At 73.3% G+C, this 20,901-nt stretch carries 18 protein-coding genes; 11 read left to right on the top strand and 7 right to left on the bottom strand.

The window, feature by feature from the left end; genetic code table 11:
* Nucleotides 1-133 precede the first annotated feature (133 nt).
* Nucleotides 134-988, top strand: coding sequence for a GntR family transcriptional regulator (locus OG715_RS26135; protein ID WP_266271368.1), 855 nt, complete (start codon nucleotides 134-136; stop codon nucleotides 986-988).
* A 69-nt stretch (nucleotides 989-1,057) separates the two neighbouring features.
* On the opposite strand, the gene OG715_RS26140 is transcribed toward OG715_RS26135, so the two are convergent.
* On the bottom strand, nucleotides 1,058-1,315 hold the full coding sequence (locus tag OG715_RS26140) for a mycoredoxin (RefSeq protein ID WP_030392921.1): 258 nt from the start codon (nucleotides 1,313-1,315) through the stop codon (nucleotides 1,058-1,060).
* A gap of 303 nt (nucleotides 1,316-1,618) precedes the next feature.
* Between OG715_RS26140 and OG715_RS26145 the strand changes: the two genes are divergently transcribed.
* The 4 genes from OG715_RS26145 to OG715_RS26160 all read left to right on the top strand — a co-directional run bounded on the left by OG715_RS26145 (nucleotide 1,619) and on the right by OG715_RS26160 (nucleotide 5,545).
* On the top strand, nucleotides 1,619-3,886 hold the full coding sequence (locus OG715_RS26145) for an ATP-dependent DNA helicase UvrD2 (RefSeq protein ID WP_407661024.1): 2,268 nt from the start codon (nucleotides 1,619-1,621) through the stop codon (nucleotides 3,884-3,886).
* A 259-nt stretch (nucleotides 3,887-4,145) separates the two neighbouring features.
* A complete protein-coding gene (locus OG715_RS26150; protein WP_266271370.1) occupies nucleotides 4,146-4,616 on the top strand; it encodes a hypothetical protein in 471 nt (156 codons plus the stop codon).
* 168 nt (nucleotides 4,617-4,784) lie between these two features.
* Nucleotides 4,785-5,150, top strand: a complete 366-nt coding sequence (locus OG715_RS26155; protein ID WP_380513090.1) for a WhiB family transcriptional regulator — start codon at nucleotides 4,785-4,787, stop codon at nucleotides 5,148-5,150.
* A complete protein-coding gene (locus OG715_RS26160; protein WP_323182165.1) occupies nucleotides 5,147-5,545 on the top strand; it encodes a hypothetical protein in 399 nt (132 codons plus the stop codon). The genes OG715_RS26155 and OG715_RS26160 overlap by 4 nt, the downstream gene beginning before the upstream one ends.
* Nucleotides 5,546-5,757: 212 nt before the next feature.
* On the opposite strand, the gene OG715_RS26165 is transcribed toward OG715_RS26160, so the two are convergent.
* The 3 genes from OG715_RS26165 to OG715_RS26175 form a co-directional block, all read right to left on the bottom strand.
* Nucleotides 5,758-7,281 (bottom strand): ABC1 kinase family protein, encoded by a 1,524-nt coding sequence (locus OG715_RS26165; RefSeq protein WP_266271371.1) that lies wholly within the window; start codon nucleotides 7,279-7,281, stop codon nucleotides 5,758-5,760.
* A gap of 176 nt (nucleotides 7,282-7,457) precedes the next feature.
* Entirely contained in the window at nucleotides 7,458-8,981 is a 1,524-nt protein-coding gene (locus OG715_RS26170) for an FAD-binding oxidoreductase (protein WP_266271373.1), read from the bottom strand.
* Nucleotides 8,982-9,159: 178 nt separating this feature from the next.
* Nucleotides 9,160-10,248 carry a ThiF family adenylyltransferase gene (locus tag OG715_RS26175; protein WP_266271374.1) on the bottom strand — a complete coding sequence of 363 codons (1,089 nt, stop codon included), beginning with the start codon at nucleotides 10,246-10,248 and terminating at the stop codon, nucleotides 9,160-9,162.
* A gap of 255 nt (nucleotides 10,249-10,503) precedes the next feature.
* Between OG715_RS26175 and OG715_RS26180 the strand changes: the two genes are divergently transcribed.
* On the top strand, nucleotides 10,504-11,211 hold the full coding sequence (locus OG715_RS26180) for a M48 metallopeptidase family protein (protein ID WP_407661025.1): 708 nt from the start codon (nucleotides 10,504-10,506) through the stop codon (nucleotides 11,209-11,211).
* A 146-nt stretch (nucleotides 11,212-11,357) separates the two neighbouring features.
* Here OG715_RS26180 and OG715_RS26185 read toward each other — a convergent pair whose 3' ends face one another.
* Complete coding sequence (locus OG715_RS26185) at nucleotides 11,358-11,978, bottom strand: NUDIX hydrolase (protein ID WP_266271376.1); 621 nt, start codon at nucleotides 11,976-11,978, stop codon at nucleotides 11,358-11,360.
* On the bottom strand, nucleotides 11,975-13,534 hold the full coding sequence (locus OG715_RS26190) for a zinc-dependent metalloprotease (protein ID WP_266271377.1): 1,560 nt from the start codon (nucleotides 13,532-13,534) through the stop codon (nucleotides 11,975-11,977). The genes OG715_RS26185 and OG715_RS26190 overlap by 4 nt, the downstream gene beginning before the upstream one ends.
* 209 nt (nucleotides 13,535-13,743) lie before the next feature.
* Between OG715_RS26190 and OG715_RS26195 the strand changes: the two genes are divergently transcribed.
* From OG715_RS26195 to OG715_RS26210, 4 genes are all read left to right on the top strand, one after another.
* Nucleotides 13,744-14,892 (top strand): NAD-dependent epimerase/dehydratase family protein, encoded by a 1,149-nt coding sequence (locus OG715_RS26195; protein WP_380303167.1) that lies wholly within the window; start codon nucleotides 13,744-13,746, stop codon nucleotides 14,890-14,892.
* Between the two features lie 155 nt (nucleotides 14,893-15,047).
* Nucleotides 15,048-15,488, top strand: coding sequence for a molybdenum cofactor biosynthesis protein MoaE (locus OG715_RS26200; RefSeq protein ID WP_266271378.1), 441 nt, complete (start codon nucleotides 15,048-15,050; stop codon nucleotides 15,486-15,488).
* A gap of 232 nt (nucleotides 15,489-15,720) precedes the next feature.
* Nucleotides 15,721-15,909, top strand: coding sequence for a hypothetical protein (locus OG715_RS26205; protein WP_266271379.1), 189 nt, complete (start codon nucleotides 15,721-15,723; stop codon nucleotides 15,907-15,909).
* 64 nt (nucleotides 15,910-15,973) lie between these two features.
* Nucleotides 15,974-17,050 carry a YlbL family protein gene (locus OG715_RS26210; protein WP_266271380.1) on the top strand — a complete coding sequence of 359 codons (1,077 nt, stop codon included), beginning with the start codon at nucleotides 15,974-15,976 and terminating at the stop codon, nucleotides 17,048-17,050.
* Between the two features lie 86 nt (nucleotides 17,051-17,136).
* On the opposite strand, the gene OG715_RS26215 is transcribed toward OG715_RS26210, so the two are convergent.
* The gene (locus OG715_RS26215; protein ID WP_030392906.1) at nucleotides 17,137-17,700 is read right to left on the bottom strand and encodes a PPA1309 family protein; all 564 of its coding nucleotides are present in this window, start codon (nucleotides 17,698-17,700) and stop codon (nucleotides 17,137-17,139) included.
* Nucleotides 17,701-17,914: 214 nt separating this feature from the next.
* Between OG715_RS26215 and OG715_RS26220 the strand changes: the two genes are divergently transcribed.
* Nucleotides 17,915-20,887, top strand: coding sequence for a UPF0182 family membrane protein (locus OG715_RS26220; RefSeq protein WP_266271381.1), 2,973 nt, complete (start codon nucleotides 17,915-17,917; stop codon nucleotides 20,885-20,887).
* Nucleotides 20,888-20,901: the final 14 nt, after the last annotated feature.

The raw sequence follows: 20,901 nt of genomic DNA on the forward strand, positions 1-20,901 counted from the left end.
CCCAGGATGTTCGTAACCGGAGCGGCCCTGCCCGGAAGGGCCCCCGGGCACCGGTCGAACACCGTCACCGATCCCGGGCGACTTTGCCGCAAACGCCTGAAAGCCGCTCACCCGTCTCGCTACATTCACTCGGGTGACAATCCCCCGGGGCACCGCCCAATCCCCCAAATACCAGCGCCTCGCCGCGGACCTGCGCCGCCGCATCGCCGAGGGCGAGTTCACCACCGCGGCCGCCCTCCCGGTCGAGAGCGAGCTGGAGCGCCAGTACGGCGTCGCCCGCAACACCGTCCGCCTGGCCGTCGACGTCCTCGTCAACGAGGGCCGGCTCGTCCGCCTCCAGGGCAAGGGCACCTATCTGCGCGAGCACCCCGTGCTCGACCACCGCGCCTACGGTCCCGTACCCCGCCTCGAACCGCAGGGCCCCGCCCCGCTGGACTGCCTGGCCACCCCCAGCGCCGTCTACCGGGGCGAGGCCGACGACAGCGGACGCGAACTCACCGTCGACTTCGAGATGATGATCGTCCGGGCCCGGGTCGACATCGCCGAGCGCCTCGGACTGCGCCCCGGCGAGGCCATCGTCGTCCGCCGCCAGCTGCGCCTGCTCGACCGCGAGCCGTACTCCATCGAGGAGAGCCACTACCGGGCCGGCCTCGCCGCCGGTACCCCGCTGATGGAACCCGACCAGATCGACGGCGGCGACGAGGCCGTGCTCGCCGCCCTCGGCCGCACCGAGGTCGGTGCCGTCGACCACCTGGTCGCCCGGATGCCGGGACCGGAGGAGGCCCAGTGGTTCCAGGGCGGCCCCGGGGTGCCGCTGGTGGTCCAGACCCGGGTCACCTACGACCGGCGCGGGCCGGTCCGGGTCATCGAGACCCGTTACTCGGCCGACCGCAGCCGGCTGGTCTACGGGGTCGGCGACCTCGCCGCCCGGACCACGCTGCCCGCGCCCGCCGCTCCCGTCGACCCGGCCCGGGCCGACGCGCCGTGACCCGCGGGGCGGGTGCGCGCCGGCCGGGACCTCCGGGCGTCGGACCTTCGGGCGTCGGACCTCCGGGCGTCAGGACGCCAGGGCCTTCTTCACCTGCAGCAGGCTCGGGTTGGTCATCACGACCCGCTCGCCGCCGGCGGTCGGCGTCACCAGCACGGTCGGCACGGTCTGGTTGCCGTTGTTCACCGACTCGACGAAGGACGCCGACGCCGGGTCCTCCTCGATGTTGATCTCGGTGTAGCCGATGCCCTCGCGCTCCAGCTGGCTCTTGAGCCGGTTGCAGTAGCCGCACCAGGTCGTGCTGTACATCGTCACGCTGCCGGACATCGAGGGGACTCCTTCGGATAGCGAATCGGGTGGAGAGGGGCGTGCGGACGTCAGTGCGCGCGCGTACCGGTACCGCGTGCGTTCCACGGCTCCGGGGGGACAACGTCCACCGCCCGGCGGTCATTCCGCGGCGCCCTCGGCGTCCTTGCACGGCTTCGGCCCAGGTCGGTCCCGGCTTACCGGCGCGCACCCGGAGGCACACGCCCCGGGTATGCCACCACCCGCCGTCCGCGCCGCGATCATCCGGCGATCGCACCGGGCTTGTGGACAACCCTGCCCGGGATGTCCGCCCGGGCTGAGAGGATGGAACGCATGCAGGAAGACCTCTTGAGCGGCAGCCCGTTCGACGGACACCAGGACGCCCACCGGAGCGGCCACCCCGCCGCCGGCGGCCCCGACGCCGTCCTCGCCGGACTCGATCCCGAGCAGCGGGCCGTCGCCACCGCCCTGCACGGCCCCGTCTGCGTCCTCGCCGGCGCCGGCACCGGCAAGACCCGGGCCATCACCCACCGCATCGCCTACGGCGTGCGCAGCGGTGTCTACCAGCCCCAGCAGGTCCTCGCCGTCACCTTCACCGCCCGCGCCGCCGGCGAGATGCGCGGCCGCCTGCGCCAGCTCGGCGCCGACGGCGTCCAGGCCCGCACCTTCCACGCCGCCGCGCTGCGCCAGCTCCACTACTTCTGGCCCCGCGCCATCGGCGGCCCCGTCCCGCAGCTGCTCGAACGCAAGGTCCAGCTGGTCGCCGAGGCCGCCGGCCGCTGCGGCCTGCGGGTCCAGCGCACCGAGCTGCGCGACCTCACCGCCGAGATCGAATGGGCCAAGGTCACCCAGACCGGCCCCGACGACTACCCCGCGGCCGTCGCCAAGTCCGGCCGCGAGGCCCCCCGCGACCCCGCCGAGACCGCCCAGGTCTACCGGGTCTACGAGGAGACCAAGAGCCGCCGCGGGAACATCGACTTCGAGGACGTGCTGCTGCTCACCGCGGCCATCCTGGAGGACCGCCCGGACATCGCGGACCAGGTCCGCTCCCAGTACCGGCACTTCACCGTGGACGAGTACCAGGACGTCTCCCCGCTCCAGCAGCGCCTCCTCGACCAGTGGACCGGCCCCGGCGGCGGCGCCAGCCTCTGCGTCGTCGGCGACGCCAGCCAGACCATCTACTCCTTCACCGGTGCCACCCCGGACTACCTGCTCGGCTTCCGCACCCGCCACCCCGAGGCCACCGTCGTCAAGCTGGTCCGCGACTACCGCTCCACCCCCCAGGTGGTCCACCTCGCGAACGGGCTGCTCGCCCAGGCCCGGGGCGAGGCCGCCCGCCACCGCCTCGAACTCGTCTCCCAGCGCGAGGCCGGCCCCGAGCCCCTCTACACCGAGTACGAGGACGAGCCCACCGAGGCCGAGACCACCGCCCGGCGGATCAAGGACCTCATCGCCGCCGGCGTGCGCGCCAGCGAGATCGCCGTCCTCTTCCGCACCAACGGCCAGTCCGAGGTCTACGAGCAGGCCCTCTCCGACCTCGCCGTCCCCTACCAGCTCAAGGGCGCCGAGCGGTTCTTCGAACGCCCCGAGGTCCGGGACGCCGGCGTCCTGCTCCGCGGCGCGGCCCGGGCCGGCTCGGACCCCGTCACCGACGGTGCCCCCGACCTCGCGGGACAGGTCCGCGCCGTCCTCGCCGCCCGCGGCTTCACCCCCGAGCCCCCCGCCGGCTCCGGCGCCGTCCGGGACCGCTGGGAATCCCTCGCCGCGCTGGTCCGGCTCGCCGAGGAGTTCGAGCGCGGCCGCGCCGCCGAGGGGCTGACCACCGACCTCGCCGCCTACGTCGCCGAACTCGACGCCCGCGCCGCCGCCCAGCACGCCCCCGCCGTCGAGGGCGTCACGCTGGCCTCCCTGCACGCCGCCAAGGGCCTGGAGTGGGACGCCGTCTTCCTCGTCGGCCTCACCGAGGGCACCATGCCGATCATCTACGCCAAGACGGACGAGCAGGTCGAGGAGGAGCGCCGCCTCCTCTATGTCGGCGTCACCCGTGCCCGCAAGCACCTCACCCTCTCCTGGGCGCTCTCCCGCTCCCCGGGCGGCCGGGCCTCCCGCAAGCCCACCCGCTTCCTGGACGGGCTGCGCCCCGGCTCCAGCGCCCCCGGCAGCCGCCCCGCCGGGCGCGGCGGACGCGGCGGGGTCGAGGGCGGCGAGCGCTCCGCCGGGCGCCGGGTCCGCGGCCCGGTCACCTGCCGGGTCTGCGAGAAGGTCCTCACCGAGGCCGTCGAGCGCAAGCTCCGCCGCTGCGAGACCTGCCCCTCCACCATGGACGAGGCGCTCTACGAGCGGCTGCGCGAATGGCGCGCGGCCCAGGCCCGGGAGCAGGGCGCGCCCGCCTACGTCGTCTTCACCGACGCGACCCTGATGGCCATCGCCGAGGACGTCCCCGCCAACCGCCAGGAGCTGGCCACGATCTCCGGGGTCGGCGCCATGAAGCTGGACAAATACGGGGCGGCCGTGCTCTCGTTGTGTGCGGGGGAGGAGCCCGAGGGGGATCCGGCGGACGTCATGGACGGTTCGTCGGACGAACCGGCCTGAGCCGGTCCGGGGCGATCACAGCCGGCGCCGGGGAGCGCCGAGGAGACCGTCGGGAAACTCGCCGGAAAAATAGTTTGCGCGCCGTACCGGGAGCGCAATAGCCTGCCGGAGCGGTCAAGGGGACGCGATCGCACGGGTTGAAACCTGTCGCTGCGCCCCCCTGCCCCACCAGCTTCACCGAGACAGACATCCGAACAGTTCGGAGCCCGGGAAACCAGGCTCCGCGAGACGCCGAGAGGAGGCGAAGACAATGGGAACCATGATCACCAAAATGACTGGCCAGACCGTCGACGCTGCCTCCGTGCGTGCCGCCGCCAGCCTGCGGATCACCGCCGAGCTGTGCGGAACCGGTCTGGGTCTCGACACCACCGGTGTCTCGGTTGCTCCCTTCTTTGCCACCTCCGTTGTCAGTGGTGCTGGACACACTGGCTTCGGCAGCAATGGCGACGAGGGCGGCAACTTCGGGGCCACCCGTGTCGAGATTGGTCTGTCCGGCGACTGGGCGTCGGTCGACGAGTCCCGCTCCCCGCGTGACGAGCGACCGACCCAGGCACCGAAGACGGCCGTAGCCGCTGCCATGCATGGCGGCTATGCGCAGGTCATCGGTGCCGGAAACGCCCAGAAGCAGAACCAGCAGCAGATCGACCCGGCCATGGTCGTCCTCGCGGACGCCACGGCCGTCCGGATGCGGGCCTTCCGCGGGCCTGAACCCTGGAGAGAACGAACCTGAGCAACCTCAGGTCGGCGCCTCCAGGGCCGCGGAACCCCGTCACACCGGGATCCGCGGCCCTTCTGTTTTGTCCGGTACGCAAGACCACCCAGGCCCTCCGGGGCCTCCGGCCCAGCCCCACCAGTCGGCTGAGCCGGACCCACTGAAAAGACGAGGAAGACGCAAACAGTGTCCACGGTCATCACACCGCCCACCCCGTCCGTACCGCCGACAACCCAGATCAAGGCCGACCAGGCCGACCCCCCGGAGGTTCTCCCCATGCAGTTCACCTCGATCGACCAGGCCGAGCAGCTCGGCCTCCCCATCCCGTGCCGCGCCTTCGACCCCGAGGTCTTCTTCGCCGAGACGCCCGCCGACGTCGAGTACGCGAAGTCCCTCTGCGGCACCTGCCCGGTCAAGGACCTCTGTCTCACCGGTGCGGTCGAGCGCCGCGAGCCGTGGGGCGTCTGGGGTGGCGAGCTCTTCGTCCAGGGTGTCGTCGTGGCCCGCAAGCGGCCGCGCGGCCGCCCGCGCAAGACCGAGGTCGCGGCGTGAACCCCGCGTCCGGGGCCGAGGCCGTCCGTCGGGGAGAGCAGCCCCAGCCGGACAACTCCCTCCGCCGCTCCGTACGCCTCGCGGCCGCCAAGGCCGACGCCGCCCGCATCCGCCCCTTTCCGACGACGCACCCCGAGCAGGACCACCACATGACCGCCGCCGCCATCGATCCGACCGTCCGCGCTGAGCAGACCACCGAACTTCAGATCCAGAACAGGACCCTCGAAATGCAACTCCTCCACGAATCCCTGGCCCGGGCCCATATGCAAGAGCGCCTCCAGGAGGCCGAGCACCAACGGCTCGTCGGCCGGGTCGCCCGGGCGCACCGGCTCAAGCAGAAGGCCGAGCGGGCCTCGCTGCGGGCCCGCAAGGCCATCGCCGTCGCCCTGATGTGACATCGCCCCGAGGTCGGGCCACCGAGAGGTGGCGACGACCCGAGGCGATATCGCCATGCCCGGGCAGTGCCGCCGGGTGACCGGGACGCCGGCACCCGCCCGGCCCCGCCGGACCCCCGTCGCGCCGCAGGCCGCCCCCCGACACCGGGGGGCGGCCTGCGGCCGTTGCTGCGGTTGCCGCCGTGGCGTGGCGGCGGGGTGCGGCGGGGCGGTCAGCCCTCGGCCGACGAGCCCCGGCGCCGCGTGGGCGCCGAACGCTTCGCCGTCGCGGCCTTCTGGGCCGTGGCCTTCGGAGCCGGGGCCTTCTGCGTACCGCTCTTCCGGGTGGTGCCCTTCGCCGTCGCGCCCTTCTGCGTCGCGTCCTTCGGAGCCGCCGTCCTCGCCGTCGGACGGCTGGCCGCCGAGCCGGGCCCCGCGAACTCCGGCAGCCACTCCAGCATCTCGATCCGGAACGGCGCCTTCGCACCCAACTGGCACAGCACCCCGATGGTGCTCAGCGTCACCCGGTGGATCAGCAGGTACGACGGCGGCAGGTTCAACTGCTTGCCCAGGTTGTACGCGGGGGAGCGCGGGTCCGCGATCCGCGCCGCCTGGGCCCGCATCCACGCCCGCGTGAAGTGGAACGACTCCACCGCCGCCGGCTCGATGATCGGCACCAGGTAGTCCAGTACCGCGTCCGGGTCCAGCTCGATCGAGGGCTTCACGAAGCCCTCCTCGCGCAGCATCGCCAGCACGCCCGCCGCGTCCCCGGCCAGCGCCATCCGCAGGGAGGCCCCGATCGGCGCAGGCAACCCGTCCGGCAGCCGGTCCACCGTCCCGAAGTCCAGCACCCCCAGCCGCCAGCCCTCGACCGGACCGTCGTCCTTCAGCAGCCGGAAGTTGCCCGGATGCGGATCCGCGTGCAGCAGCCCGGTCCGCGACGGACCGGCGAACAGGAAGCGCGCCAGCAACTTCCCCGCCCGGTCCCGCTCCTCCTGGGACCCCGAGGCGATCACCTCGGACAGGGGCGTGCCGTCCATCCACTCCGACACCAGGACCTGGTCCGCCTGGGCGACCACCCCGGGCACCGCGATCTCCGGATCGTCCGCGAACTCCTCGGCATGACGACGCTGGGCCTGGGCCTCCAGCTCGTAGTCGAGCTCCTCGGCGACCCGCTCCCGCAGCTCCGTGATCAAGGGCTTGATGTCCAGGCCCGGAATCAACGGCCCCAGCAGCCAGGCCACCCGACTCAGCTGCGACAGGTCCGCCAGCAGCGCGTCACCCGCACCGGGGTACTGGACCTTGACCGCGACGGTGCGGCCGTCGTGCCACACCGCCCGGTGCACCTGGCCGATCGACGCGGCCGCCGAAGGCCGGTCCTCGAACTCCAGGAACAGGCTCCGCCAGTCCGCGCCCAGCCGCTCCGCCAGGGCCGCGTGCACCTTCGCGGCCGGCATCGGCGGTGCGGCGTCCTGGAGCTTGGTCAACGCCGCCCGGTACGGTCCGGCCACCTCCTCGGGCAGCGCGGCCTCGAAGACGGACAGCACCTGCCCGAACTTCATCGCCCCGCCCTTGAGCTCGCCCAGGACCTTGAACAACTGGTCGGCGGTCGCCTGTTGCAGCTCGGCGGTCACGACCTCGGCCGACCGGCCGCCGATCCGCTTCCCCAGCCCCAGGGTGGCCCGGCCGGCTATCCCCAGCGGCAGGGCGGCGAGTCTTGCCGTGCGGGTCATTGCCTTGCGCGGAAGATCGCTCACCGGGCCTCCAAGTCGACATGCCCCAGGCCCCCGCGGCGGGGGCCGACCGTCATACGCCATTGTGCCCGCTCGACGGTGCGGCCCCGGCCGGAATCGGCCGCCCCGCCGGGGTGGTGCCGATCGCCGTCGGGCCCGGACATCCGGGTTCGGACCTCCGGGCCCGACGGCCGGGCCGGTCAGGCGCCGACGGCCTGGGCGAAGGAGAACAGCCGGTGCGGGTCGTACCGGCGCTTCACCGCGACCAGCCGGGGATAGTTCTCCCCGTAGTAGGCGCGCCGCCAGTCCGGCAGTCCGGGATCGACGAAGTTCTGGTACGTCTCGCCGGAGGAGTGCGGGTCGAGCACCGCGAACCCGGCGTCCGCCCAGCTCCGGGCCGCCGCGATCGCCGTCGCGTCCACCGGCCCGGAGGCGATCACCGCGCCGAGGCTCGCGTTGAACAGCGCGTTCCGGTGGACGTAGGCGGTGGCCGTGCGCGCCGGATCGTTGGCGGCGCCGCCGAGCGCGCTCAACTGCACCATCCGCTGCTGCCCGGCCAGCCGGTCCCGGTCCAGCAGGCCGACCGCGGCGTCCCAGACCGCGCGCGGCGGCGGGGCGTCGAACAGTCGGCCCCGGTCCACGGCGGCGGTCGGCCTGGGCAGTAGGGCGGCCGGGCCGGTACCCGTCCGGTGGCACTGGTCCTGGGTGTAGGCGCCGCAGCCGTAGAAGCCCATCATGACGGACAGGTACGGGGCGGTGTACCCGCTCCGGGAGGCCGGCACCGCGCCCACCAGGTCGACCAACCGGCCGATCTGGGTGTTGAGTTCGGCCTCGGTGCCGACCGAGCCGATCAGTACCGAGACGAACGGGGTGGCGCCGGGCGCGGCGTCCCGCAGGCCGACCACCGCCCCGCCGCCGAGGGTCCGCGGGGCGTCGGGGAGCCAGTGCGCCCAGGCGTCCAGCACGTCCACCGCGCGGTCGAAGGACCAGGTGAGACTGGCCATGGTCAGGGTCGTCACCGGCACCGGGGTCACTGTGTAGGAGGTGACGACGCCGAAGTTGCCGCCACCGCCGCCGCGCAGCGCCCAGTACAGGTCGTCGTGCTCCTCGGGCGAGGCGGTGACGGTCCGGCCGTTCGCCAGCACCACCCGGGCGGAGGTCACCTTGTCGCTGGAGATGCCGACATGGCGGGTCAGCAGGCCGATGCCGCCGCCCTGGAGGAAGCCGCCGAGGGACACGGTGGGGCAGAAGCCGCCGGAGACGGCGAGGCCGTGCGGGGCGACGGCGTTGGTCACGTCGACGAGCTGGGTGCCGCCGCCGAAGGTGGCGGACCCGGGTGTCACCGCGGCGGTGTTCAACCGGGAGACGTCGACCACCAGACCGGTGCCGGTGGACCAGCCGCCGCCGCTGTGGCCGCCGGCCCGGACTGCGATCGGCAGGTCGTGGTCCTGGGCGTAGCGGAGGCAGAGCGAGACGTCGGCCTCGTCCACGCAGTAGGCGACGGCGGCCGGTTCGACCGAGTCGAAGCGGGCCTGGCCGATCTGCTTGGCGACGCCGTAGGCCGGGTCGCCGGGCAGGACCAGGGTGCCGTGCAGACGGTCGGAGAGCCGGGACCAGCGTCGTCGTCGGGCCTCGGTCTCGGTGGCGACGGCGGGCAGGGCCGGGACGGCGGCCAGCGGGACGGCCAGGGCCCCGGCGCCGATGAGCGATCTGCGGGTGATCATGTCGATACCTCTCGGTGAGGTCGTGCACGAGCGTTGCGATCGTTGCGCGGGCCACCCTCGGCATCGGCCGGGCGGCCGACGCCACAGTAGTAGCTCCAGGGCCCTGTGTGCCCCCTTTTCCCATGCGACTGACGAACGATCAAGACTGCTTCTCCCCAGGGTGTTTGGTGATCCTGCCTCAGTGCGGTGCGGCCGGCTGCCAGAGGCACCCGCACTCCGGGTGGCCCTTGAGGCGCAGGCGCCGGGACGCCCCGTCGGCGGCGGAGAGTTCGCACCAGCCGTCCAGGCTGGGCGGGCGGCCGCCGTCCAGGAACACCTGGACGTGCAGTGCGGCCAGCCCTGCGACCGAGGTGGCGAGCGCGATGTCGCAGGCCGGTGTCGGGGCCCGCCCCGGTCCGCCGTCGGCGAGTTGGGCGAGGATCCTCGGCCAGGCGGCGTCCTGGTCCTCCCGGGCCAGGACCAGGCAGTGGCCGCAGGCCGACACCCCCGGCGCGACCAGGGGCCCGACCACCCCGAACTCCTCGACCACGCCGACGTACAGGTGCGGTACGCCGGCCCGCAGCAGCTCCCGGGCCAGGGGGGTGCCGCCGGCGAAGGCCGCGCTGCCGTCGCGGGGCGCGAGCACCACCAGGTCGGGCGGCCCCGGTCTCGGGCGTCGGTCGCGCCGGGCCGGGCTCCGGGCCGCGGCCCGGTCGACGGCCTCGCGGGCGGCGGTGGCACGGATCCGGCCGACGTCGGTCGGCGGGAGCCCGGCGGGGGAGCAGTCGCCCGGCGCGACCCGGCCGGAGTCGACCACGGTGACCGTGCCGATGCCGCCCGCCGCGAGGACGGCGGCCACGGCCGCCCCGATCCGGCCGGCGCCGCGCACCTCGACGGCGTGTTCGGGCCGCCGGGACAGGACGGCGGGCGCGGCACCGGGGCCCGGGTGGATCAGTGACAGCGAGGCGAGGTCCGGGCCGAGCAGCTCGCGGTGCGGCTGGGGGAAGAGGGCGAGGGCGCCGGTCGCGGCCTCGGCGTCGTCGAGCACCCCGGCCTCCTCCAGGAGGTCGAGGAGGGAGTCGGCCGGGTCGCGTCCGAAGCCGATCCGCTCGCCCTCGGCCAGCAGGGCGGGCCGGTCGCGCGTCCCGTCGACGAGGTCGAGGAACTCGCGCAGCACCTTGCCGGAGGCGTGGGCGAGCACTCCCGCGTGCTGGGGGACGGTGCCGAACTGCAGGGTGTCCGAGTCCCGCCAGCTGCGGGAGAGGGCGGGCTTGAGGGCGAGGCGCACGGTGGTGTTCCTTCCGATCGATTCCGGACGGCCGACGGCAGCATGCCCGGTCGGGGCGCCGCGGTGCGTCGGGTTGTCCACAGGTACGGAGCGATGACCGGATGATCCGTTCGCATGCCCTGTGGATAACTTGTCGTGCGGTCCGAAGTCGGATTCCGGACACCTTCCGTCGGCCTTTCGTTCCCGATCGCTCCACGAAAGATTTCGGCCACGGCAGCGGACTTCTGTCAGGGGTAACGGGTAACGTCGTGTGCCATGGCAGCCGAACGGGACTCCCATCCCCCGGCGTCGCCTCGGCGTGCCCGTGCAGCGTCCGGGTCGCAAGTGGCGGCGCCGAGTACGCGTGGGCGTCCGGAGCAGCAGTGTCCGGAGCAGCAGCCGGCGCCCGCGCGGGAGCCCTTCGACCGCTCCCGGGTGGAGGTGCGGCGCAGTGCCCGCCGCAGCCGCACGGTGTCCGCGTACCGCGAGGGCGATCGCACGATCGTGCTGATCCCGGCCCGGATGTCGCACGCGGAGGAGCAGCGCTGGGTCGCGCAGATGCTGGAGAAGCTGGCGGCGCAGGAGAGTCGCCGGGTGCTCGGCGACGATGCGCTGGTGGCCCGGGCGCGGGAGCTCTCGGTGGCCTATCTGGCCGGTCGGGCCCAGCCCGCCCAGGTCCGCTGGGTGACCAATCAGAACTCGCGCTGGGGTTCGTGCACCCCCAGTGAGCGGACGATCCGGCTCTCGCACCGCCTGCAGGGGATGCCCGAGTACGTGGTCGACTACGTGCTGCTGCACGAGCTGGCGCATCTGCTGGTGCCGGACCACGGCCCGGACTTCTGGGCGCTGCTGGAGGCCTATCCGCGCACCGAGCGGGCGCGGGGCTTTCTGGAGGGGGTGGTGTCGGCGGCCCGGCTGCCGCACATCCCGGGGGCCCGGCACGCGGATCCGGCCGATCCCGATCCCGCCGAGTCCTGCGGCTGAGTTCTGCGGCTGAGTCCTGCGGCCGGGTACCGCCGCCGGTCCCGTCGGGGACGACAGAGCACGACAGGACACAACAGGACACAACAGGAGGGGCGCGGGCCACCACGGCCCGCGCCCCTCCCGTCGTACTTGCGCCCCCGAACGACTCAGCCGGTGAGCTCGCGCGCGCGGGCGACGAGGTCGCGCACCGACTGGTCGGTGAGCTCCGGCAGGCGGTCGTAGTCGAACCAGCGCAGGTCGAGCGACTCCTCGCTGATCAGCGCCCGGGCGCCGGGCGGCGCCACCGCGATGTACTGGACGTCGAGGTGGGTGTTCTCCGGCCGGTCCTTGCCGGTGCAGCGGACCTGGTGGCGGTCGAGCTTGACCGGGACGGGCGCGCCGTCGCGGGTGAGCAGCGCGAGGTCCGGGATGCCGGACTCCTCGGTGGCCTCGCGCAGGGCGGCCGCGGCGAGGTCGCGGTCGCCGGGCTCGCAGTGGCCGCCCATCTGCAGCCAGCGGCCGACCTTGGGGTGCAGGGTGAGCAGCACGCGTCCGGCGGCGGGGTCGACGACGGCGGCGCTGGCGGTGATGTGGGCGGGCAGGCAGGAGCGGTACATGCCCCCGGGCTGCTCGCCGAGGTGGCGCAGGTAGTCGAGGCGGAGCCGGTCCTGCTCGGGATCGGCGGGCCGCCAGTCGGTCAGAGCGCGGACCGCGTCGGCGTGCAGGGTGCCGTCCCTGGGTGCGTCGTCCCGCTGGACCTCGGCGAGGTCCGTCCCGGTGGCCGTCATGCGGTGGGCTCGCCCTTCCCCTGGTCGCCGTCGCTGCCGTCGGCCTCGTCGTTCTTCGTCAGGTCGGGCTTGGCGCCGCCGGCGGCCCCGCCCGCGGCGGCCTCGCCGAGCAGCTTGTCGAAGGCGTCGAAGTCGATGCCGCCCTCCAGGTCGCCGGCGCTGCCGCGGTGCACGAAGGCGTCCGGGTCGTCGAGGTCGGCGGCGGTGGGGAGCATGTCGGGGTGCTGCCAGAGGTCGTCCCGGCCCTCGGTGCCGCGGGCGTCGGCGAGCAGCGCCCAGAGGCGGGCGGCGTCGCGCAGCCGGCGGGGGCGCAGTTCGAGGCCGACGAGGGTGGCGAAGGTCTGCTCGGCGGGCCCGCCGGCGGCGCGGCGGCGGCGGACGGTCTCGCGCAGGGCGCCGGCCTGCGGCAGGTGGGGCTCGGCGGCGGCGTGCACGACGGCGTCGACCCAGCCCTCGACGAGTGCGAGGGCGGTCTCCAGGCGGGCCAGGGCGGCCTTCTGCGCGGGGGTGTCCTCGGGCTGGAGCAGACCGCCGGCGAGGGCCTCCTGGAGGGCCTCGGGGTTGCCCGGGTCGAGCTGGCCGACGAGCTCCTCCATCCGGGAGGTGTCGACCTTGATGCCCCGGGCGTACGCCTCGACGGCGCCGAGGAGGTGGGCGCGCAGCCACGGCACGTGGGCGAACAGCCGCTGGTGGGCCGCCTCGCGCAGGGCGAGGTAGAGGCGGACCTCCTCGGCCGGCACATTGAGGCCCTCGCCGAACTCGGCGACGTTCTGCGGCAGCAGCGCGGCTTTGCCGGTGGGGGCGAGCGGCAGGCCGATGTCGGTGGAGCCGACCACCTCGGCGGCGAGGGCGCCGAGGGCCTGGCCGATCTGGGTGCCGAACATGGCGCCGCCCATGGACCGCATCATGCCCATCAGCGGGCCGGCCATGGCCTGCATCTCCTCGGGGAGGACGCCGCCCATGGCGTTGCCGACGCGTTCGGCGAGGGGGTCGACGAGGTCCTTCCAGACCGGGAGGGTGGCCTCGATCCACTCGGCGCGGCTCCAGGCCACGGCGGAGGCGGCGCCCGAGGGGAAGGTGGTGACGCCGTCGAGCCACAGGTCGGCGAGGCGGACGGCCTCCACGACGGCGGAGCGTTCGGCGTCGCCGACGGAGCGGTCCTTGCTCTTGCCCTCGGCGGGTTCGGCGACCACGGTCTGCCGGGCGATGTCCTTGGCGAGGTCCCAGTTCACCGGGCCGCCCTCGAAGGAGAGCATCTGGCCGAGCTGCTGGAAGGCGGCGCCGAGGTCGTTGGGGTTGAGGCCGCCGAACATCGCGGCGAAGGGGTTGTCGCCCGCGCCGGGGGCGCCGGGACCGCCCGCTCCGGGGCCGCCGGGCATGCCGGGCATGCCCATGCCGAACAGGGCGCCCAGCGGGTTGTTCCCGCTGAAGCCGAAGGACGGCGGACCGGCGGGCTCGTCGCCCTGGTCCTTCTTCTTCCGGTCGTCGTCGGGCTTGGCCTTGCCGTCCTCGGGCTCCTCGGGCGGAACGCCGAATCCGAAGGGAAGGTCGCTCACGGGGTCCTCGATCCGGTCGGCCGTCATACGGGTGGTGGCGGTGATTCCTGCTGCCCGGGGCGGTCGGCGGAGCTGGGGGACTCCCCGCCGGCGGGCGGTTCCCGGACGGCTGGCCCGTGCCGGGTGCACCGCCGGGCCTCAGCCTCGGGCAGGATGGACGTACGTGACACACGTACGTACGCACATAAGCTAACCGTGGAGGATGGCCGGTGAGTTCCCCGCCTTCGGACGTTCGCTCTGGGCTGACCGGAGGAGAGGACGCCCCGGACACCACGGCGTCGCCGCCTCCAGCCTATGCCGGAAGACCCCTGACCGTGGCGGTCACCGGTGCCGCCGGGGTACTCGGCGAACGGGTCGCGGCCCGCCTGGTGGCCTCGCCGGGGGTCCGGAAGGTGCTGGCCGTCGACGACCGGCGCGGTGAGGTGCCCGGGGTGCAGTGGCGGGTCCTGGACGTCAGGGACCCGGCCGTGGCCGAGCGGCTGGCCGGGGTGGACGTGGTGGTCCACCTCGCGATGGACCTCGGCATGGAGTCCGACCCGAGGGCGCGCAGCGCCTACAACGTGCGGGGCGCGCAGACGGTGCTGACGGCGGCCGCGGCCGCCGGGGTGCACCGGGTGGTGCTGTGCACGTCGGCGATGGTCTACGGCGCGCTGGCGGACAACGAGGTGCCGCTGGCGGAGGACTCGGAGCTGCGGGCGACCGAGGAGGCCTCGCTGGTCGGGGACCTGCTGGAGATCGAGCGGCTGGCGCGGCGCGCGCCGCGGGCGCACCCGGGGCTGCAGGTGACGGTGCTGCGACCGGCCGTGGTGGTGGGCCCCGGCGTGGACACGGTGCTGACCCGGCACTTCGAGGCGCCGAGGCTGCTGGTGGTGGCCGGGTCCCGGCCGTGCTGGCAGTTCTGCCACGTGGACGACCTCGCGGCGGCGCTGGAGTACGCGGCGCTCGGCCTGGTCGAGGGCGAGGTGACGGTCGGCTGCGACGGCTGGCTGGAGCAGGAGGACGTCGAGCGGCTGTCGGGGATCCGGCGGATGGAGCTGCCGGCCTCGCTCGCGCTGGGGACGGCGGCACGGCTGCACCGGCTGGGGCTGACCCCGGCACCGGCCGGGGACCTGGCGTACACGATGTACCCGTGGGTGGTGTCGGGGAGCCGGCTGCACGAGGCGGGCTGGCGTCCGACGCACACCAACGAGGAGGTGCTCGCGGAGCTGCTGGCGCAGGTGTCGGGCAAGCACGCGGTGGCGGGCCGGCGGCTGGGCGGCAAGGAGGCCGCGACGAGTCTGGGCGCGGCGGGCGCGACGGTGGCGCTGGTGGGTACGGCGGCCCTGGTGCGGCGGGCGCGCAAGCGGCGCCGGTTCTGAGCGGATCGGCCCCGGGCCCCGGCGGCCCGGGGCCGGGACGCCGGCCGCAGCCGAACCCGCGTCCTTGAGCATGTCGTTCTCACGATGCGAAATTTCGCAATCGTGATGCGGAAGGTACTTGCCCCCGCCCGCCGGGCATGGGCAATCATGGGGGCATGTCCGAGAACCACGACCCGATCCGCCTGCTCGCCATCCGCGACACCCCGCTCTCCCTCGACGAGGTGTACGAAGCGGTGGGGGACGACGCGGCCGGCGGGACGACCGTCTTCGTCGGGACGGTCCGCGACCACGACGGCGGCAAGCACGTCTCCGCGCTGGAGTACAGCTGCCACCCGACGGCGGAGCGCGAGCTGCGCCGGGTGGCCGAGAAGGTCGCCGCCGACTTCCCGGTCCGCGCGCTGGCCGCGGTGCACCGGGTGGGCCGGCTGGGGATCACCGACAAGGCCGTGATCGTCGCCGTCTCCTGCGCGCACCGGGGCGAGGCGTTCGCCGCCGCCCGGCGGCTGATCGACGACCTCAAGCACGAGGTGCCGATCTGGAAGCACCAGGTCTTCGCCGACGGCGAGGAGGAGTGGGTGGGCGCCGGGAGCTGCTGAGCAGCTGTTCCCGCAGCCACCCGCACAGTCGTCCGGACACCTGCCCGGACACCCGTCGTGCCCCCGCGACACGCAGGCGCGCCGGTCGCTCACTCGAACGGGTGTGGGCCGCTGCGCCGGATACTCCCTGGCAGTGAGCCGATCGGCCGTGCCGTAACCCGGACGGCGCCCGCAGCGTTGTCCGTCGGGATGGTTAATCTGCTCATAGACACGACGAGCTGGGAGTACTGAGATGGCTGTGCTCGCCTGGTTGATCATTCCCTGCGTCGCCGCGGTGCTGGCCGCCGTGTGGGCGGGTTGGGCCCAGCGGGCCCCGAGAGCGACGGGTGACCCGGCCTCGCTGGCCGAGCACCAGCGGTTCATGGCCGCGATGCAGCGCACCACCGCCGGCGGCGGCCCCGAGGAGCGCTCCGGCCGCTGACGCCGCCCGGCGGTCCCGACGACCCGCCGGGCGCACGGTCATCCGCGTCCCGTAATGTCGAGGCATGCCACGCCGCTCTGCGACGATGCTCGCCGCCACCCTGCTGCTCATAGCGCTGCTCTGTGCCTCGGTGCTGATGAAGGTGCCGTACACCGAGATGAGCCCGGGCCCGACGTACAACACGCTCGGGGTGCAGGACAAGACGGGCACGCCGGTGATCACCATCACCGGCCACGAGTCGTACCCGGCGAGCGGCCACCTCAACATGACCACCGTCCAGGTCACCGGCGCCAAGTACGAGCCGAGCCTGGTCAACGCGGTGGTCGGCTGGCTGCGCGACGACGTGCTGGTGGTGCCGCACGACAACGTGTACCCGAAGGGCCAGTCCGACGCCGACGCCAAGCGGCAGAACGCCGAGGAGTTCGCGCTCTCCGAGGACCACGCTCGCACCGCCGCGCTGAGCCAGCTCGGCATCCCGATGGGCAGCGAGCTGATCGTCCAGGCCGTCACCGCCGGCGCCCCGGCGGAGGGCCGGCTGCACGCCGGGGACCAGATCGTCGCGGTCGACGGCACCCCGGTGGCCGACGCGGACGCGGTCGCCAAGGCGGTCACCAGGCACCAGCCCGGCGAGCCGGCGGTGTTCACCGTGGTGCCCCGGGTCAAGGAGGGCTCGACCGAGCCCGGGACCCGTACCGACATCGGCGTGCCGACCGTGAAGTCCCCGGACACCGGCGCCGCGATGGTCGGCATCCGCCCGGGCCTCAGGCACACCTACCCGTTCCGGATCGACATCGGGCTCCAGGACGTCGGCGGGCCCAGCGCGGGCCTGATGTTCTCGCTCGGCATCATCGACAAGCTGACCCCGGACGACCTGACCGCCGGACGGTTCGTGGCCGGTACGGGCACCATCGACGACGCGGGCCAGGTCGGGCCGATCGGCGGCATCTCGATGAAGCTGATCGCCGCCCGGGAGGCCGGCGCCGAGTTCTTCCTCACCCCTGCGGCGAACTGCGCCGAGGCCGCCAAGAACACCCCGTCCGGGCTGCGCCTGGTCAAGGTGGAGAAGCTGGACGGCGCGCTGAAGGCGCTGGAGCAGGTCCGGTCCGGGGAGACCTCAGCCCTGCCGTCCTGCGCCTCCTAGTACCCGCGCCCCCGGAACCCATTCCTGCCGGACCCGGCGCCGCCCGGGCCCCGGGGCTCCCGGAGGAGCCCCGGCCGGGGAGTGCGTCAGGAGAAGGTCGCCAGCAGCGCCTCGGTGAGGCCCGGCACCAGGTCGGGGCCGGTGAGCACCTCGCGCGCGACGTCCTTGGAGCGGAGCCGCAGCGCGACCTCCCGCTTGCCGCCGCGCAGCACCGCGGCGGTGATCCGCACCTCCTCGCGCTTGGGGTGGTTGGCCACCCACTCGGCGAGCTGGGCGTCGTTCGCGTTGCGCGGACGGGACTGCTCGGCGCCCGGCGGCAGCATCAGGCGCTCGACGACCAGCGCGCAGCCGACCACCGCGGCGGGCCAGGCGATGGTGCCGAGGAACTTGTCCAGCTCCATGCCGGCGGGCAGCTCGTCCTGCTCGACCGGGGTGAGGCCGGGCTGGTCGCTGTCGGCGAGGCCGAGCTGCTCGGCGATACGGGGGTCGGCCTTGCGCAGCGCGGCGCTGTCGACCAGGGCGAAGAGGCGGGCCGGGAGGTCCCAGCCGAGGGTGGCGGCGTACTCGTCGATCTCCAGCGCGGCCCGGGTCAGCGGGCTGCCGGCCGGGAGGGTGGAGACGTCGTCGGGGAGGTTGGATCCATCGGACATGCCTCAATCCTCACACGGCGGACGGTGCGCGCGGCGCGGCGCGGCGCCGGGCCGGGGCACCGGGGCCGGGGAGGGGCCCGGGGGAGGGCCGGTGCCGGGCGGGCTTGTCGTAACCGTCTGCTAACGGTGGGAACTCGACCAAAGACTGGTTAAGTTGCACTGAAGACCGACCGACTCCAGACGACACAACTGAGGTGCCACCGTGGTGTTCCAGATGCCGGAACGTTCAGGGCCGGGGTTCCGGCGCAGGGTAGGCCCGCCCTCCCGGCGGGCGCGGGTGCTCCTGTTGACCCTGGGCGTACTCGCGGTGCTCTTCCTGCTGTTCGTCATGTTCGCGGGGTTCTGGACGGACTGGCTCTGGTTCAGGTCGGTCCACTACTCCTCGGTGTTCACCACCCAGCTGTGGACGAAGATCGGCCTGTTCGCGGTGTTCGGCCTGCTGATGGCGGTGATCGTCGGCTTCAATGTGTGGCTGGCGCACCGGCTGCGGCCGCCGCTGTCGGCGATGTCGGTCGAGCAGCAGAGCCTGGACCGCTACCGCTCGGGGCTGGCGCCGTTCAAGCGCTGGGCGCTGCTCGGGGTGTCGCTGGTGATCGGGCTGGTGGCGGGTGCCGCGGCCTCGGGCCAGTGGCGGACCTGGCTGCTGTGGACGAACGGGACCTCCTTCGGCGAGAAGGACGCGCAGTTCGGCAAGGACGTCTCGTTCTACGCCTTCGACCTTCCGTTCTACGAGTTCCTGCTGGGCTTCGCGTTCAGCGCGGTGATCGTCTCGCTGCTGACCTCGGCGCTGGTGCACTACCTGTACGGGGGGCTGCGGCTGCAGGGCCCCGGCCGGCGGGCGAGCACGGGCGCGCAGGGGCACCTGGCGGTGCTGCTGGGCGTGTTCGTGCTGCTGAAGGCGATGGCGTACTGGCTGGACCGGTACGCGCTGGCGGTGAAGACCGGCGCCTACCGGGAGGTCTCCGGCTGGACCGGCCTGCGGTACGTGGACGCCAACGCGTTCCTCCCGGCGAAGACGATCCTGTTCTTCGTCGCGATCATCTGCGCGGTGCTGTTCTTCCTGACCCCGGTGCGGCGCACCTGGGCGCCGGCCCTGATCGGGCTCGGCCTGATGGTGCTGTCGGCGGTGCTGATCGGCGGGGTGTACCCGGCGATCGTGCAGCAGTTCCAGGTCAAGCCGAACGAGCAGGCCAAGGAGACGCCCTACATCCAGAAGAACATCGACGCGACGCGCCGGGCGTACGGGATCGCGGACAGCCAGACGACCCCGTACACCCCGAAGGGTTCGACCGACGCCGAGGCGCTGAAGCCGGACGCGCAGACCATCGCGGACATCCGGCTGATCGACCCGAACGTCGTCTCGCCGACCTTCCAGTCGATCGAGCAGCAGCGGTCGTACTACGCGTTCCCGCAGACCCTGGACGTGGACCGGTACGGCAAGGGCGCGGGCGCCCAGGACACCGTGATCGGCCTGCGCGAGCTGGACCTCAACGGTGTGCAGCGGAACTGGATCAACGACCACTTCAAGTACACCCACGGCTACGGCGCGGTCGTGGCCAAGGGCAACCAGGTCAACGACAAGGGCCAGCCGGTCTTCACCGAGTCCGGCCTGCCGGCGACGGGTTCGCTGGGCGACTACCAGCAGCGGATCTACTACGGCGAGAAGACCTCCACGTACTCGATCGTGGGCGGCTCCAACCAGGAGATCGACTACACCACCGACTCCGGTGAGAACAAGCAGTACAAGTACACCGGCGGCAGCGGCGTCTCGCTGGACAACCCGCTGACCCGGGCCGCGTACGCGGTCAAGTTCGCCGAGCCGCAGATCCTGTACGCGGGGGCGATCACCGACGGCGCCAAGGTGATCTACGACCGGACGCCCAAGGAGCGGGTGGAGAAGGTCGCGCCGTGGCTGTCGATCGACGCCGACCCGTACCCGGTGGTGGAGAACGGCCGGGTGGTCTGGGTGCTGGACGGCTACACCACCTCGGACGGCTACCCCTTCTCGTCGAAGACGACGCTGGGCACGGCCACCAAGGACTCGCTGACCAACCAGCGCGGTGAGCTGCTGACCGTCGCCAACCAGGTCAACTACATCCGCAACTCGGTCAAGGCCACCGTGGACGCGTACACCGGCGAGGTGACGCTGTACCAGTGGGACGAGAACGACCCGGTGCTGAAGACCTGGATGAAGGCGTTCCCGGACACCGTGAAGGCCAAGGCGGAGATCCCGGGCACGCTGCTGTCGCACCTGCGGTACCCGCAGGACATGTTCAAGGTGCAGCGCGACCTGCTGGGCCAGTACCACGTGACGGACGCCGACTCGTTCTTCAACGGCAGCGACATCTGGCAGGTCCCGGTGGACCCGACCAGTGACACCAAGCAGTTCCAGCCGCCGTACTACCTGACGGTGCGGATGCCGGACCCGGCGGTCACGTCGGCGAGCTTCTCGCTGACCACCACCTTCGTGCCGCGCGGCCGGGACAACCTGGCGGCGTTCATGGCCGTCAGCGCCGACCCGGGGCCGGACTACGGCAAGCTCCGGATCCTCAAGGTGCCGGGGGACTCCAAGACGCTCGGCCCCAACCTGGTGCAGTCGCAGTTCAACTCGCGGCAGGAGGTCGCGCAGCAGATCACCCTGCTGAAGAGCGGCGGCGACTCGGAACTGGAGTACGGCAACCTGCTGACCCTGCCCGTCGGCGGCGGACTCCTGAACGTGGAGCCCGTGTACGTCCGCGGCCGGGGCGCCAAGTACCCGACGCTGCAGAAGGTGCTGGCGGTCTACGGCAACGACAACGTGGCGTTCGAGAACACGCTGGAGGAGGCGCTGCGGAAGGTGTTCGCGGGCGCGGCGCCGGCGACCACGCCGACCGCACCGACCTCACCGGTGACTCCGACGACGCCCAACAACCCGTCCACGCCGACGCCGGGGGTCACCCTCACTCCGGAGCTGCAGAAGGCGATCGGGAACGTGCTGAAGGCGCAGACCGACGCGGACGCCGCGGCCAAGGCCGGTGACTGGGTGGCGCTGGGCCAGGCGCAGAAGGCGCAGAGCGAGGCCGCCAAGGAGCTGGCGGCGGCCCAGCAGAAGGCGGGCGTCCCGGCGACGCCCACGCCGACGGTGTCCGCCGGCGCGTCGGCCGGGGCGAGCACCGCGCCGACGCCGGCGCCGAGCGGCAGCCCCTGAGCTGCGCCGATCCC

It is taken from the genome of Kitasatospora purpeofusca (assembly GCF_036010405.1).
GTDB lineage: Bacteria > Actinomycetota > Actinomycetes > Streptomycetales > Streptomycetaceae > Kitasatospora > Kitasatospora purpeofusca.

Coding starts and splice junctions, on each gene's coding strand:
- OG715_RS26150 (WP_266271370.1), top strand. CDS start 4,146: ATGATCACCAAAATGACTGGCCAGACCGTCGACGCTGCCTCCGTGCGT.
- OG715_RS26210 (WP_266271380.1), top strand. CDS start 15,974: ATGCCACGCCGCTCTGCGACGATGCTCGCCGCCACCCTGCTGCTCATA.
- OG715_RS26180 (WP_407661025.1), top strand. CDS start 10,504: ATGGCAGCCGAACGGGACTCCCATCCCCCGGCGTCGCCTCGGCGTGCC.
- OG715_RS26205 (WP_266271379.1), top strand. CDS start 15,721: ATGGCTGTGCTCGCCTGGTTGATCATTCCCTGCGTCGCCGCGGTGCTG.
- OG715_RS26185 (WP_266271376.1), bottom strand. CDS start 11,978: ATGACGGCCACCGGGACGGACCTCGCCGAGGTCCAGCGGGACGACGCA.
- OG715_RS26215 (WP_030392906.1), bottom strand. CDS start 17,700: ATGTCCGATGGATCCAACCTCCCCGACGACGTCTCCACCCTCCCGGCC.
- OG715_RS26220 (WP_266271381.1), top strand. CDS start 17,915: ATGCCGGAACGTTCAGGGCCGGGGTTCCGGCGCAGGGTAGGCCCGCCC.
- OG715_RS26145 (WP_407661024.1), top strand. CDS start 1,619: ATGGAACGCATGCAGGAAGACCTCTTGAGCGGCAGCCCGTTCGACGGA.
- OG715_RS26140 (WP_030392921.1), bottom strand. CDS start 1,315: ATGTCCGGCAGCGTGACGATGTACAGCACGACCTGGTGCGGCTACTGC.
- OG715_RS26200 (WP_266271378.1), top strand. CDS start 15,048: ATGTCCGAGAACCACGACCCGATCCGCCTGCTCGCCATCCGCGACACC.
- OG715_RS26170 (WP_266271373.1), bottom strand. CDS start 8,981: ATGATCACCCGCAGATCGCTCATCGGCGCCGGGGCCCTGGCCGTCCCG.